The following is a 15,560-nucleotide window of genomic DNA, read 5'->3' as shown; positions in this document are numbered from 1 at the left end:
GGGTGCTTGTCAGTCAATATCTCCGCAGAATTCCGCAAAATAATGGTCAATATATGCTTTCATGCCCTCATAAAACGTCTCATCATAGGGGAGAAACAAGTACGCCTCATCCTGGAATTCCTCAGAGTGGTAGCGCTCTTCCCCGAAATAGTGCAGGGCATAGTCATCTACATCTGCCGGATAGCAAGGGCCGTCGTCATGGGAATGGTCATAATAATACGCTGCAAACTGTCTGCCTGTTTCGTTGAAGATCATGCGGTACAGCCGCCCGGAGAATTCATCCCGGATGAGTTCCCGGAGATCCACTCTGCCGTCCTGTGCTTTGACGGAATCCACAGCATCCCCGAATTCCTCCAGAAACTGGTCGCACATCAGGTCATGCTCAATGCACCAGCGCAGATAGATCGCCATGTGATTATAGCCTGTGATCTCGTCCAGAGGCAGTTCTTTCTCCCGGATAGAGCCAACATGCCAGCCCTCCCAGTCCATGATCTCTGTATCCGCATCCGAACACATATTACAGCGGTGGATATCCAGCACATGCCCCACAGCGCCTACCATGCGATCCAGGAGGGGATCTGTGCCGTATTCTAGTTTAAAGTCCATTTCCTCGGGGTAAATAGGAAGTACTTGGTAGAAATTTACCACTTCTCCGCAGGGCAGTTCGCAGACGCAGGCCTCTTCTGCATAGGCGCCGGGGCTGAGCAGCAGGGATGCGCTCAGTTCAGTATTTTCTGCAAAGGAGTCTTCGTTATCAATGGTATGTCCCCAACCGAGCCAGGTTTCACATTCGATGGGCAGCCGTGCCAGCTGTTTCAGCAGGCGGATCACCCAATAATCCTTTTCTTCCTGACTGTCCAGTTTCCAGTCCGGGGGCAGACAGAGGAGCAGTTCCGCCCGATCCAACCCTTCGTCTGCCAGTTCTTCCGGCACATCCATCCGATGTGCGCCCATGCCCTCGGTCACAAGAGTGATCCAGTTGCGCTCCGGTGTAGAGGGAATGATACAGATATCCACGTGGATATCCGGGGAAAGGATCTCATGGAATACCTGGCTGTATGTGCCGAAATATTGTTCGATGTGGTTTTCCACTGCGTTCAGTTCTTCTTCGGTGTACAGTTCCGGTACAAATTCGTGTTCTTTTTCCATATGGCATCTCCTTTTGTGGTATGAGGATCGTAGTATTTTGTTAGTTTTATTATATCAGATTTTGTCCTGGAATGTCAATCTTTTTAGACAAAGTACCGGTTTTTATAGAACATTTTGTTGTATTTGAGCAGCGCCGCAGGCGGCAATGAAGTTTTTTGATCCAGCAATTTTTCAAAAATGCTGGTGGGGTCAAGGGGCAAAGCCCCTTGTCGCCGTCCGCAGACGGCGAAACACCCTGGCGCATCATCTGCGCCACGGAGAGGGTGGTGAGAAAAAGCGACAGCTTTTTCGAGGAGGGGCGAACAAGACCGCCCCTCCTTGTGAAGCCGTTTTAATAAGTAAAGCCTTGCAAACGTCCCGGTGGGACGTTTGCAACAAGATTTTTTTAACTTGATTTATGTTGTGACTTATGTCAGTGTATGACGGTTGAAAACGTTCCACTGGAACGTTTTCAAAATTCTGTTTTATGAAAAAGGTTTACAAGGGGAAAGCGGTCTTGTTCGCTTTCCCCTCGAAAAGCTGTCGCTTTTCTCACCCCTTTTCTCCGTGGCGCAAAAGCATGCGCCGAAGTGTTTCGCCGCCTGCGGGCGGCGACCAGGGCTTCCGCAGCCCTGGATCTGCGCCAGCTGTGCTCAGCTGGATCAGCAACCTGAGCTGCCTTTCTGAAAGAGGGTGGGGGAATATTCTTAATGTTACCGATACCCCAAAACAGCAAAAAGCAGGATCTCGGGGAAGATCCTGCTTTTGCAAAAAGGAAATAGGTTATGCGGTTGTTATTATTTATCGCTGTGCAGCTTAGCCCATCACAACTTCAACAGCGTGGTTCTTGCCATCGCTGAATACCGGCAGTACGTTGCCTTCAATGGCATTGCCGTCAACAGTAACCGATACAACGCCCTTGCAAACGTGATTCGGGTTCTTGACAGTGACATCATAGGTCGCACCACGATACTGTCTGGAAATGGTGAAGCCGTCCCACTCATGCGGAATAGACGGGTCGATCTTCAGGCCGTCCCAATCCGGGATCACACCCAGAATGTACTGGGAAACAGCCACAAAGTTCCATGCAGCAGTACCAGTCAGCCAGCTGTTCTTTGCCTCGCCGTGACGCTTCGCATCCTTGCCGGCGATCATCTGTGCATAGACATACGGCTCGGTGCGGTGAAGGTCAGAGTACTTTTCTTCCCGATATGCCGGTGCAATCTTGCTGTAATACTCAAATGCCTTGTCTCCGTGACCAACAAATGCCTCTGCACAGATGATCCATGCATTGTTGTGGCAGAAGATACCGGCATTTTCCTTATATCCGCCCGGATAAGTGGAAATTTCGCCGTACTCGATATAATACTTGGTGAATGCCGGCTGGTTCAGACTCAGACCATGCTCGGAATTCAGCCACTTGTCAACACTCTCCAGAGCCTTCAGGTCAGCGCCGGTCTCCTTACCGCAGCCGCCCATAACAGCAAAGCCCTGGGGTTCAATGAAGATCTTACCCTCTTCGCATTCGTGAGAGCCCATCTTCTTACCAAAATCATCATAGGCACGCAGGAACCATTCGCCGTCCCAGCCGTATTCCATGATGTTCTTCTTCATTTCCTCAATGGCAGCCTGTGCCTTTGCAGCACCAGCCTCGTCGCCGCGCTTCTTGCACATTGCCACATATTCCGGACCTGCATATGTAAACAGCGCAGCTACCATGACAGACTCTGCCACCTTGGAGTACTTGTCTTCGCCGTACTTCGGAGAAGTAGAGGTCTGGAAAGATTCGCCCGGCTCGTCAGAGAAGCAGGACAGGTTGATGCAGTCGTTCCAGTCTGCACGCATTGCCAGAGGCAGTCCGTGAGGGCCCACATTTTCAACCACATGGAAGAAGCTCTTTTCCAGGTGATCCATCATGGTCTTCGCCTTGGAATCATCGTTGTCATAGGGCACCATTTCATCCAGGATGGTGTAGTCACCGGATTCCTTGATATATGCAGCAACAGAAAGGATCATCCACAGTGGATCGTCGGAGAAGTCGCCGCCGATCTCGTTGTTGCCCTTTTTGGTCAGAGGTTGATACTGGTGATAGCATCCGCCATCCTCCAGCTGGGTGGAAGCCAGGTCGATGAGACGCTCTCTTGCTCTGTCCGGGATCTGGTGTACAAAGCCCAGCAGATCCTGGTTGGAGTCACGGAAGCCCATGCCTCTGCCGATACCGCTCTCGAAGTAAGAAGCGGAACGGGACATATTAAAGGTAACCATGCACTGATACTGATTCCAGATGTTTACCATGCGGTTCATCTTGTCGTCCGGTGTCTTGACATTGTACTTGGACAGAAGATTGTTCCACATTTCCTTCAGTTCAGCCAGACCAGCAGCCACCTTTTCCGGTGTGTTGTACTGCTCGATCATTTCATAAGCACGGGACTTGTTCATGCTGCCGTCTGCATTCCACTTCTGATCCTTGGGATTTTCTACATAGCCCAGGATGAAGATGAGCTGCTTGGACTCACCCGGTGCCAGGGTGATTTCTTTATAATGGGAAGCAATCGGCGACCAGCCGTCAGCCATGGAGTTGGATGCCTTGCCGTCAGCCACAACCTGGGGATTCTCAAAGCCATTGTACAGACCCAGGAAGCTCTCACGGTCAGAATCATAGCCGTCGATGCTGTCGTTTACGGTATAGAATGCGAAGTGATTGCGGCGTTCCTTGTACTCGGTCTTGTGGAAGATGGTAGAACCTTCGATTTCCACTTCGCCGGTGTTGTAGTTACGCTGGAAGTTGGTGGAGTCGTCCTGTGCATTCCACAGACACCACTCAATAAAGGAGAACAGCTTGATGGTCTTTGTTTCGCTGCCCTCGTTTTTCAGAACCAGGCTCTGGATCTCGCCGTTGTAGTTCTGGGGTACGAAGAAGGTCACTTCAGCGGAAATGTCGTTCTTCTTACCGGAAATAATGGTATAGCCCATGCCGTGACGGCAGGTATAAGCATCCAGATCGGTCTTTACCGGAGACCAGCCCGGAGACCAGATGGTGCCGTTGTCGTTGATGTAGAAATAACGGCCGCCCATATCTACCGGAACATTGTTGTAGCGATAACGGGTGATCCGGCGCAGACGGGCATCTTTATAGAAGTGATAGCCGCCGGCGGTGTTGGAGATCAGAGAGAAGAACTCCTGAGTACCGAGGTAGTTGATCCACGGATACGGTGTCTTCGGATTCTGAATGACGTATTCCTTATTTGCGTCGTCAAAGTAACCAAATTTCATGGGAGAAACTCCTTTTCAAAAATTTTGTAGATAGTAAGATTTGCCAATAATGAGAAGACAATGCTGAGATAAGACATCTTTTCTCTACGCTGGCTAGTATCCTCATTATAACATACAAGGCAGTAAATTACAAGTCTTTTTTGAGAAATTCTTTCAAAAATTCGCCTGTCAGATGTATCCCAGCCAGGTGTAGGAGAAAAGACAGAGATTTCGGGGAAGTTTCCAGCAACAAAATAAAAAAACCGCTGTCATTTCTGACAACGGCTTTTGTAAAACAACAAACAACAGCAATAAAAAGAAATAACCGCCCCGGTCACCAACTTAGACGGTTATTTCTAAATAATCTCAAACTTGGGAGCTGACCGCCTTTCGGGGTGCTCTCTCTGCTTTTATGATACAGCATTTCAGCGGATCTGTCAAGGGCGGATTCGCTTTTTTTACGGACAGTATCCATTCAGTTCCGCTTCTTCCAGGGTGGCGTAACCATATTCGTGTACTGTTTCTTCCAGGATCATCCGGGACAGGTTCTCTCCCTGTTGGTGCAGTGATACGATCCATCTGCCATAGCCGTACAGCACCTCAAAGGAATACACCGTCAGTTCACCCCGGAGATAGGTTTCATAGGAGGTCTCCCAGGGGGAATCGTCCTCTGTGTGAATGATTCTTGCACGGGATGCCAGATTGGGATACTGTGCCGCAAACTCCTCCATCCAGGGGATTTGGATGGCAATAATCGCCTCCCGCAGCTGAACGAATTCTGGTGATACCGGCGGCAGCTGATCTTTGATCTTCGCATATTCCTTCGGGTGGGTACTCTCCATCATCCGGGCGTATTTTTCCGTAATGAGGTTTCTGCCCTCCGAAAGTGCCTGTTCAAAGACGGCGATCCACTGTTTCAGCAGTGCCTCATCCCAGGGCAGGTACTGGCTGCGGCGCATAATGGAAAAGGTCTCCCAATCATCCTGACAGGCCGCTCTGCCGCCTATATTCTGTACCTTGTCGAAGGTCTCCCACTCCAGTCGGACGATCTTTTCCACATCTGCCAGATGGGTTTCCATTGCCTCTGCCTTGACGCCAAGCGCCTTTGCCGTATCTGCCAGATAGGCATTTTCCGGCTGTTCCATTGCATTTGCCATAGCAGTCTCCTTTCCGATCGTTTCGCAGATTCCCCGGATGTACACACATGCCAAGTCTGTTTCCTCGTCAAGATCCGTTTCCCTCTGGGGCGGCAGCAGCAGCAGTTCATTTATCTGCGCTGCCATGTCTCGGAAACCTTCTAACTCAGCCGTACTGCGCAGCAGCCACTTTTCATAGGGTGCATATACACCCCGGAGCAGATGTGCCGCTGTCATGGCATTCTGGCAGAATGTCCCCAGATAGAGCTGTGCCGTTGCTGGATCTCCACGGCGGCGCATTCGGATGAAGTTATACTGTCCGCACTGTGCCATCCGTCCCAGTGCCTGCGCAAGGCGGCGCAGCCAGACAGCTTTGGGATAACCCAGCCCCAGCTTTCTCCGGGGTGTGGTCATGATACCGCTGTCGTCTCGAAAGATCGCACCGCTGCACGCCGCCGCAAGCATGGATTCATCTACAGAAAGCCATTCTTCTTCGTTTCGGGGGATTCCCGGCAGACCCAGCAATCGCCGGAAAAAGCCGCCGATAGTACAAACGCCTACACGTCCATCTGCTTCGGGCATTTCCAGCCGTCTGATGCCCAGATATGATTTTGGCAGAGCGGCATAGGCTGCCTTCAGTGCCTGCACCCGTTCCTCCGGCAGATCGTCCGGCACCCAGATACAGAAGCCCGGTCCGAAGTCATGATCCTGGGACAGTTCATCGTCATAGCCCAGACATTCCGAGCCCTCCCCGGCGAGACCGATCGCCAGCTTCGGCAGGATATCCCCGAACGAACGTTCCAGCACAGGTGCACCAAATGCTTCATAAAAACGGCGGCAGAGTTCCAGTCCTGACAGCCGGGGGCGTTCTATACCCAGTTTTTCATAGGTCTGTGCCAGATTATCGGAGACAATGGCATAGAAATTATTCTGTCCCATATGCAGTTCGATCTCCGGCAGTGCCTTTTCATAATATGCCGCCGCTGTCTCGTATTTTCCCAACTGATAATAGGCATCTCCGAAGCCGGCGAGGGTGGCGCTGTAGTGGAAATCTGATGGCGTGCGTCCGGCAAGAATACCGTCTGCTTCTTTGAGATATGCTAGGGCATCCGCCACACGATGAAGCCGCAGCAGCGAAACGGCGAGGTTGGTACAGGAGATCGCCGTCCGTGTCGCATCTCCGGCGTATTGCCGCACCAGGATCAATGCCTGTTCCAGACAGCGGCACGCCTGTTCCCACTGTCCGGTCTCCTGATACAGGAGCGCCAGATTATTCCACAGGCTGGCAATACGCCCATCGGATTGAGGCAGGAGTTTGTCATAGAGTTCCTGCACCGTTTCATAGGCAGAAAATGCCTGATCAAAGGCGCCGGCGGCACGGTAGGCATTGGCGCAGTTCAGGAGGGTTGTCCCATAGGCAATGGAATCCGTCTCCCCCTGCTGTTCAAAAAGCGTACGTGCCTTTGCGGCAGTATCCAGCATTTCCGGGAATCGTCCGCAATCTCGGTAAAAGCCCATCTGCTCATTGAGCAGAGTCTTTTCTGCATCAGTATCACCGGAAACTTTTGCTGTCTGGATGGCTTCGCACAAAAATGTTTCCGCTTCGTCCAATCGGCATGCGTGGAGCAGATCGTCCAGCCGCTTGAGGGTGGATGGGATGTCCATGGGTATTCCTCCTGTGGGTCTTGGGATGATCACTGCAATTTCCAGGATGTATAATTTGCCGTATTGGCGTTGAGCATATCTGCCGTTTCCTGTTCCGGCAGATAATAACCGATATATAGGGTGTCATTGCCCATTTCTGTAGTTTCCGCACCGTCCACAAGTTTTTCGTTGTGCAGGATCACTGCATAGAAGGTATCCAGACACACAAAGCAGGTATCCTCTTCGTCTACGCCGTACAGAGAATCCAGTACGCTGCTGCCGCCGGGAATGTAGCCGTTCATGTTAGAGGAGAGGGTTTGCTCTAGTTCCTCTTTTGTGAGACCATATTCCGTCAGCGAAGCCACCTTATCGACAGCTGGCTGTCCGAAATAAACTTCATATGTTCCCATACAGCAGGCACTTTTCAGATCTCCGGCATTCTGATACCACAGAAAACTGCTGTCTCCCTGGAGCTGAAGTTCTGAGCCGTCATCTACCTGAAAGGTATTGCCGCTGAGCATATCCTCCGTACCGATGGCAAAGACTGCTGTCTCCGTAATTTCCCGGACATCCACTGGAAGCGTATTCTCCTCTTTGCATTGACCGGCAAAGGTCACCACTGTGTTTTTCTGGGGCACAATGAGCACATCGACAGAAAACCGCACTTCCCGTGCTGTCATTTCAATACGTCCCACATAGGCATCCAGCTGGTCAGCGGTGACAAAGGAAGAGACGCTGTTATCTGCTGAGACGATCTCATGGGAATTGGCATAGTGATCCTTGAGAAATTGGAAAAATTCTTCTGGTGTGTAGCTGCCCAGAGGGGAAACGCCCTGAAGCTGATAGCCAGCCTTGCGGTCAGCCGTAAGGAATGTTCCCTCGAAGCCGTCCTGAGGGGCATGTTCCCAGCTGCCGTCTACGGAAAAAGTGACGTTGTCTACGGTATAGCTCTGCCGTTCTGTTTCCGTGGAAGAGGCTTCGGATGTATTTGCATCCTGAGCCTGGTTTGATTCCCTGCTGTCAGAGTGCAGTGCGCCCAGCTGACCTTGTACCGCCTTGCGGAGATTACCGCAGCCGGAGAGTGTAACAGTCAGTGCAAGCAGCAGGGGAAGATAAAAATGTTTCATACATACCTCCGTTGATGTAATACGATTCCCTCACATATATTTTCAGAATCGCAGAGAATTCTACATTATCCATTATGTTATGCGGCATGCTCATTTATTCGGCAGGCAGACCCATGTATACAGCAGGAAAGAACAAAGGGCAAAGCAGCCGCAGAGCACCTGCATTCCCACAGCCAGCGCCCCAGCCGCCGTAGTTTTTCTTTGGTGCAGTTTTTGCACTGCCATCCCGAAAAACAACGCCCCAATGAGAACTGTCGGTGTAATATATCGGAAATTCATGGAGCAGGTAAAGGGTGAAGATGCTGCCAGATAGTAGAAATTCACCATCATGACCAGATAAAAGGACACAAAGAAAATCTTCTGCACCCTGTCCATGGCACATTTCCGGAAGCACAGCACGATCATACCTACCAACGCACCGGCGGCAAGGAGTACGTTTAGCCAGAAAAAGACTGTTGCCAGGGAGATTGCCGTCTGGTTGTATGCCAGAGTGCTTTCGTTGATATATTCGCCGAAGAGTGCATTTTTCAGCAGTGCCACAAGGGGGTTGTACTCGTTGTAGCCAGATCCATCCTGCTGTAACCATTGTTCAAAGACACTCTGAAACTGATTTGAAGAAAAGTCTGTGATCCGGGAAAAAAAGCTTTGATCACCGATGTACTGTCGTGCGTTAGGATCCATTTCCTGCACATAGGTCAGGGGCATGCCAAAACGCACCAGATTCCGGATGGGATACCATAGCCCCAAAGGCACACAGACTGCCGCAAATATGCCATACTGCCCCAGAATATTCCATTCCCGGCGGCGGAGCTTCTTTATCAGCATGATCAGAAATACAATGGCAATGGGGAACGCCACCAATGCAGCAGAAAGCTTTGTCATCATGCCCAGCCCGACACAAAGGGCGATCTTCAGGATGCCTTTTGTAGTGGGATTGTTGTACCACTGTAAGGTGCACAGCACTGCTCCCAGAATAAACGTCACTGAGAGAACATCGTTGTTGATGCTGCCGGAAAACAGCGTGAATGACGGGTGGAAGGCAACGAGCAGCAAAGGTGCATAAAGACCCATGCCCTGTAGTTTGAAATGCCGCAAAATTCGGTAAGCGGTAATGAGAACCACCATGGCATAGAACAGCGTCAGGGTTTGCAGAGACTCCCGTGCCGCATCGTGTCCCACACCCAGGAGATTTTCGGACAGATCGATCCACAGGGCGCAGATGGTGTGATGCAGGGGCGGATGATAAAACTGCCAGTAGTCCCTTGGATCTAAGTTCAGCAGACGATGGTGAAATAAGAGGTATTCTATATACCCTGCGTGGTCATGGTCAGAGCCAAATGTACCCACATCGTGCTGCCGCTGATGGATGGAGGTATAGAAAACATAGTAGAACTTCAGGAAAAAGCTCATGCCCATGAACAGCAGTGCTGTGCGCTGGGTCTGGGTGCGTTTCTGTTTTCTGGTCAGGAAGAATAGCACCAGCAGAATGGAACAGCCGCCCAGGAGCATCCAGAGTCCTTTTCGCTCGGACTGGGCATATAGCTTTGTTCCCACGCCGGTCAGCAGCAGAAATACTACACCTGCGGCGATCGTTGTCTTTTTTTGCAGTTTTCCCAGACGGTACAGCCACAGAAGAATGCCGCCGCCCACTGCCAGTACCGCCAGCACCTCCAGCATCAGCGCATTTTCAGGGATGTTTTCTGCCGAGCCGAGGTAAAAGGGGTTGATGAGCAGGCAAACCAGCAAAGCGCTGAGGTAAGGATGTGCCCCCAGCGCATGCAAAAATTTTTCGGTACAGGATTCCGAACGGCACAGGGCAATGCTGTCAGGATTGTTTTTGTTCATGGTATTCCTTCTCCTGGTTGACGTTCCACACGGCGCTCTTGTCGGTAGAATTGTGCTTAATGGCGTCAGCGGCGTGGATCGCCGTCAGCATGGAGTGATCCATATTGTTGTAGCGGTGCTGGCCGTTTCTGCCCACGCAGAAGAGATTTTCATATGTATCCAGATAGGAAACCACCTGGTCGAACTGGGCATAGGTATCAAAATATGCCGGATATGCTTTCTTGACCTTTTCCCGGTGAGAATCCAGCACGGCATTCTCCCGGATGACGCCCATTTTCACCAGTTCCTTTGTGGCAAAATCAATGCACTGCGCATCAGACATATTCCAGAATTCGTCACCCTCAGCGCAGAAATATTCCAGACCGATCCAGACGGTGTCCTCCGGCTTTTCCACCATATAGGGAGACCAGTTGTTGAAAATCTGAATCCGTCCCAGCTTCACACCCTTGTCCTGGACATAGATCCAGCAGTCGGGAACGATATTCCCCAGAGTCTTTTTGTCTGTCTTGTTGACCAGTTCCAGCTTGTTCACCAGCAATCCCACGGTGACGAAATCCCGGTAGGGGAGACCTGCGGCAATGCGCTGGATCTCGCTGTCAGCGCAGCCCTCCAGTCCGGCAACCAGATCCTTGATGGGCATGGAGGAAATGAAGATATCTCCGGTGATCTCCTTCGTTTCCTCAGGCGTTTCGCAGACAACAGACTGGATCTTTCCGTTTTCGGTGCGGATGGTCTTGACAGTGTGCCCATAGAGGATCTGACCGCCCTTTTCCTGGACCTTTTTGCCCACCAGTTCCCAGAGCTGACCAGGGCCGTATTTGGGATACCAGAACTGTTCAATGAGAGAAGTTTCGGCGTTTTCGTTGTTCTTCTTGCCGAATGCCTTGGAGAACATGTCCTTGATAACGGCACGGATGGACAGTCCCTTGACACGCTGTGCGCCCCAGTCTGCGGAAATTTCGCTGGGGTGTCTGCCCCAGAGTTTTTCTGTATAGCCCTCAAAGAACATGCTGTAGAGTACCTTGCCGAATCGGTTGACGTAGAAATTCTCCAGATTGGTCTCAGGCTTCTTGGAAATGCAGGAGCCCAGATAGCTGAACCCAGCACGCATGGTGGTGGCGAAGCCCATATTCTGGATGGCTTCCTTTTTCAGGGAAACGGGATAGTCGAAGAAACAGTGGTTGTAATAGATCCGGGACACACGGTCACGCACCAGCATGACTACATCTTCCTTTTCCGGGTCAGGACCGCCGGAAACCAGGGGCTTTTCCCGTCCCAGCTTCTGGTCGTCATATGCCGGCTTTCCCTGAATGGGCATCAGATCCGACCACCATTTCATAATGGTATCATCCTTGGAGAAAAAACGGTGTCCGCCGATATCCATGCGGTTTCCGTGATAGTGCACCGTCTGGGAAATTCCGCCCAGCACATCGCTTTCCTCCAGAATGGTCACTTCAAATTCACCTTTCGTATCCTTCAGCAGCTCATAGGCTGCCGTCAGGCCAGCGGGACCGCCGCCGATGATTACAATTTTCTTCATGATTTATTCTCCTTCTTAAAAAATTGACAGAAAGGGCACAGCTATGGTGTACTCTTCAAAAAGTCAGTTTTGTCCATCGTTTATAGAATCCCCTTGAATACAGACAAAAACTACTCAAATAATTATACAGCATTTTTTCATATTTGTCAATCAACAGTAGAAATAAGTATGGAAATCAATTTTTATAGGAGAATGAACCCCTCAGTCACGGCTGCGCCGTGCCAGCTCCCCTTTCAGGGGAGCCTCATCTGCCTCCCCTGAAAGGGGAGGGGGACCATTGCGCAGCAATGGTGGAGGGGTTATTGGATCGAAACATAAAATTGATTTCCGTGAGAAATAAGGGGTAGATAATAAAAACCGACAGCCGTACCAATACAAAAGGGAAAACAGTATAATGTCCACACGCACACCGAGGACACGGCACGCCGTGTCCCTACATAGATGTCGAATTTGTACGACGGGCGGATGATATCTGCCCCTACAGTGGGTATTATATATTATAAAAGGTATACCTGCCAGAACAGGAAACGGGCGCATTTCTGGAGTTCACAAAAAATTTACATGAAAAATCGAAGAAAAATCCCCGTTACCACTTGCAATTCTTCAGAAAGTATGATAGAATATACAAGCGTGATTGCAATAGATATGCGTTGAAGTGAAAGGTTGCCGGCGGTGTGCCGGGTAATTTTCATGGAGTATGTCCGATTTGAAAACCGGGCGAATCAGGATAATGACACAGTATGTGTACAAAACCACCCAGCATGGCGATTGCTGTGCCGGTGCGGTCTGTACTGCTGTTTGCACTGGCTCGGAAACATTTTTCAGTTTTCGAGTTTTTTTATGCACGTGCGGCGGGAACACCCGGCGGCGTGGAGAGAAGTCCTGATGGAGGAAACTCCTGCCCCCAAGACCATGAAGGAGGCGAAAAGAATGGCAGTCAACGAAAAAATCAGAATCAAGATCAAGGGTTATGAGCATGCAACAGTAGATGCAGCAGCAGCCAAGATCGTGGAAGCTGCAAAGAGAAGCGGTTCTCAGGTTTCGGGTCCGATCCCGCTCCCGACCGATAAGGAGATCATCACCATCCTGCGTGCAACTCATAAGTACAAGGATAGCCGTGAGCAGTTCGAGCGTCGTACTCACAAGCGTCTTATCGACGTAATTCGTCCGACACAGAAGACAACTGAGGCTCTGCAGAAGCTGGAGATCCCGGCTGGCGTAGACATCGTCATGGAACTCAAGTAAGACTTGATTCAGAACCCTGCGGCGGAAACGCCGTGGACGGCAGGGAAATGCCGTCGGTCATGTTGACAAAGGTCAACCAATAACCAACAGGAGGAAATGAAAATGCAGAAGGCAATTATCGGCAAGAAGATCGGTATGACACAGATCTTCGACGAATCCGGAAAAGTGATCCCGGTAACTGTTGTTGAAGCTGGTCCGTGTGTTGTCATTCAGAAGAAGACAACCGAAAACGACGGCTATGAGGCAGTACAGCTGGGTTACGGCGATGTGACCACAAAGCATGTGACAAAGCCCATGCAGGGTCACTTTGCAAAGGCAGACGTTGCAGCCAAGAAAACACTGAAGGAATTCCGTCTGGCAGACTGCGCCGCTCTGAATGTAGGCGACGTCATCAAGGCAGACACCTTCGCAGTGGGCGACAGCGTTGACGTCAGCGGCACCAGCAAGGGTAAGGGCTTCCAGGGCGCCATCAAGCGTCACAATCAGCACAGACTGAAGGAAACCCACGGTACTGGTCCTGTACATCGTCAGGCAGGTTCCATGGGCGCATGCTCCTCTCCGTCCCGTATCTATAAGGGCAAGGGCATGGCAGGCCACATGGGCGCAGAAAAGGTTACCGTTCAGAATCTGGAGATCGTAAAGGTCGATAGTGAAAATAATCTCATCGCAGTCAAGGGCGCAATCCCGGGCGCGAAGGGCGGAATTGTTGTCATCACTGACAGCGTGAAGGCGTAAGGAAGGAGGAAACATCAATGGCAAAGATTGCAGTATTTGATATGGCAGGCCAGCAGGTGTCTGAGACAGAGCTTTCGGATGCGGTTTTCGCAGTTACGCCCAATGAGGCAGTGATGCACGCAATGGTAGTAAACTATCTGGCAAACCAGCGCCAGGGTACACAGTCTACACTGACTCGTACCGAGGTTGCAGGCGGCGGCAGAAAGCCGTGGAGACAGAAGGGTACCGGTCACGCAAGACAGGGCTCCACACGTGCTCCTCAGTGGACACACGGCGGCGTAGCACTGGGCCCGAAGCCCCGTGACTATCGTTACGCACTGAATAAGAAGGCAAGAAGACTTGCAATGAAGTCTGCGCTTTCCACAAAGGTTCTGGATCAGAACATCATCGTTCTGGACAGCCTGAAGCTGGAAGAATACAAGACAAAGACCGTAGCCGCAATGCTGAAGGCACTGGGCGTAGAGGGCAAGGCCCTGCTGGTAACTGCTGAGGCAGACCAGAAGGTCGTAAAGAGCGCAGCAAATATCCCGGGTGTCAAGACAGCAGCTGTCAACACCCTGAATGTATATGACATCCTGAACTATGACAAGTTCATCGTTTCTCAGGATGCTGTCGCAAAAATCGAGGAGGTGTATGCAAAGTGAAAGCACCGCAGGATATCATCCTGACGCCGGTTATTACCGAGCGCAGCGTAGACGATATGGCAGAAAGCAAGTACACTTTCAAGGTTGCAAAGGACGCCAACAAGGTTGAGATTGCAAAGGCAGCAGAAGAACTGTTTCAGGTACAGGTTCTCAAGGTAAACACCGTGAACTGCACCGGTCACACCAAGCGCATGGGACGCACTATTGGTAAGCGTCCGGACTTCAAGAAGGCTGTTATCACCATCAATCCGGAGCCGACTCCGGGCAAGGATGGCAAGAAGCGCAAGGGTACTATCGAATTCTTCGACGGTATGTTCTAAGAGAAGTCGCAGATGGGTTTTCCCGCAAAGCAGACTTCAGGTATGGGAGTAATGCTCCCGATAACACAGCATTTATAAGGAGTGAAAAGAATGGCCATTAAGACCTATAAACCGACGACCCCGTCCCGCAGAAATATGACTGTAACGGATTATTCGGGTCTGTCGAAGGTAAAGCCGGAGAAGAGCTTGCTCGAGCCGCTGAAGAAGAACTCGGGCCGCAACAGCTACGGCAGAATCACCGTTCGCCACAGAGGCGGCGGAAACCGCAGAAAATATCGTGTCATCGACTTCAAGCGTAATAAGGACGGCATGAATGCTACCGTTCTGACCCTGGAGTACGATCCGAACAGAAGCGCATTTATCGCACTGGTTCAGTATGAGGACGGCGAAAAGCGTTACATCCTGGCAGCAGAAGGCCTCAAGGTCGGCGACACCGTTCGCTCTGGTTCTGATGCAGATATCAAGCCGGGCAACGCACTGAAGCTCATCGACATCCCCGTTGGTACCTTCATTCATGCAATTGAACTGTATCCGGGCAAGGGCGCTCAGCTGGTTCGCAGCGCAGGCAACATGGCTCAGCTCATGGGCAAGGAAGGTGCATTCGCACTGGTTCGTCTGCCTTCCGGCGAAATGAGAAAAGTGCCCATTGAGTGCCGCGCATCCATCGGTCAGGTTTCTAACATTGACCACGAAAACGTACACTACGGTAAAGCAGGCCGCATGAGAAACAAGGGCTGGAGACCGACTGTCAGAGGTTCTGTTATGAACCCGAACGATCACCCGCACGGCGGTGGTGAAGGTAAGTCTCCGATCGGACGTCCGGGTCCTGTTACTCCGTGGGGCAAGCCGGCTCTGGGCTATAAGACACGTTCGAAGCACAAGGCATCCGATAAGTATATCGTAAAGCGCCGTAACGGCAGATAAGGGAAAGGAGGAACAATCTC

Annotated in this window: 11 protein-coding genes; 5 read left to right on the top strand and 6 right to left on the bottom strand. The window is 51.1% G+C overall.

Annotated features, from left to right (window positions below):
• Positions 1 to 9 precede the first annotated feature (9 nt).
• The 6 genes from QZ375_RS00485 to QZ375_RS00460 form a co-directional block, all read right to left on the bottom strand.
• Positions 10 to 1,149 (bottom strand): suppressor of fused domain protein, encoded by a 1,140-nt coding sequence (locus QZ375_RS00485; protein WP_295214017.1) that lies wholly within the window; start codon positions 1,147 to 1,149, stop codon positions 10 to 12.
• 795 nt (positions 1,150 to 1,944) lie between these two features.
• Entirely contained in the window at positions 1,945 to 4,401 is a 2,457-nt protein-coding gene (locus QZ375_RS00480) for a glycosyl hydrolase family 65 protein (RefSeq protein WP_295214016.1), read from the bottom strand.
• Positions 4,402 to 4,838: 437 nt separating this feature from the next.
• The gene (locus QZ375_RS00475) at positions 4,839 to 7,181 is read right to left on the bottom strand and encodes a DUF4125 family protein (RefSeq protein ID WP_295214015.1); all 2,343 of its coding nucleotides are present in this window, start codon (positions 7,179 to 7,181) and stop codon (positions 4,839 to 4,841) included.
• Positions 7,182 to 7,210: 29 nt separating this feature from the next.
• A complete protein-coding gene (locus QZ375_RS00470) occupies positions 7,211 to 8,287 on the bottom strand; it encodes a hypothetical protein (RefSeq protein WP_295214014.1) in 1,077 nt (358 codons plus the stop codon).
• Positions 8,288 to 8,377: 90 nt separating this feature from the next.
• Complete coding sequence (locus tag QZ375_RS00465; RefSeq protein ID WP_295214013.1) at positions 8,378 to 10,132, bottom strand: glycosyltransferase family 39 protein; 1,755 nt, start codon at positions 10,130 to 10,132, stop codon at positions 8,378 to 8,380.
• Entirely contained in the window at positions 10,113 to 11,672 is a 1,560-nt protein-coding gene (locus tag QZ375_RS00460; protein WP_295214012.1) for an NAD(P)/FAD-dependent oxidoreductase, read from the bottom strand. Before QZ375_RS00460 ends, QZ375_RS00465 begins: the two co-directional genes overlap by 20 nt.
• A 930-nt stretch (positions 11,673 to 12,602) precedes the next feature.
• Between QZ375_RS00460 and rpsJ the strand changes: the two genes are divergently transcribed.
• The 5 genes from rpsJ (at position 12,603) to rplB (ending at position 15,540) form a co-directional block, all read left to right on the top strand.
• Positions 12,603 to 12,917 carry a 30S ribosomal protein S10 gene (gene rpsJ, locus QZ375_RS00455; RefSeq protein WP_177436651.1) on the top strand — a complete coding sequence of 105 codons (315 nt, stop codon included), beginning with the start codon at positions 12,603 to 12,605 and terminating at the stop codon, positions 12,915 to 12,917.
• Positions 12,918 to 13,019: 102 nt separating this feature from the next.
• The gene (gene rplC, locus QZ375_RS00450; RefSeq protein WP_295214010.1) at positions 13,020 to 13,652 is read left to right on the top strand and encodes a 50S ribosomal protein L3; all 633 of its coding nucleotides are present in this window, start codon (positions 13,020 to 13,022) and stop codon (positions 13,650 to 13,652) included.
• Positions 13,653 to 13,669: 17 nt separating this feature from the next.
• Positions 13,670 to 14,296, top strand: coding sequence for a 50S ribosomal protein L4 (rplD, locus tag QZ375_RS00445; RefSeq protein WP_295214008.1), 627 nt, complete (start codon positions 13,670 to 13,672; stop codon positions 14,294 to 14,296).
• Positions 14,293 to 14,616, top strand: coding sequence for a 50S ribosomal protein L23 (rplW, locus tag QZ375_RS00440; protein ID WP_295214006.1), 324 nt, complete (start codon positions 14,293 to 14,295; stop codon positions 14,614 to 14,616). The genes rplD and rplW overlap by 4 nt, the downstream gene beginning before the upstream one ends.
• A gap of 90 nt (positions 14,617 to 14,706) precedes the next feature.
• On the top strand, positions 14,707 to 15,540 hold the full coding sequence (rplB, locus tag QZ375_RS00435; protein ID WP_295214004.1) for a 50S ribosomal protein L2: 834 nt from the start codon (positions 14,707 to 14,709) through the stop codon (positions 15,538 to 15,540).
• Positions 15,541 to 15,560 lie beyond the last annotated feature (20 nt).

Origin of the sequence: Ruminococcus sp., assembly GCF_019417665.1 — a bacterium.
Lineage (GTDB): Bacteria > Bacillota > Clostridia > Oscillospirales > Ruminococcaceae > Ruminococcus_C.
Note: the sequence above shows the minus strand (reverse complement) of the source record. Positions and strands in the feature narration are given on the sequence as shown.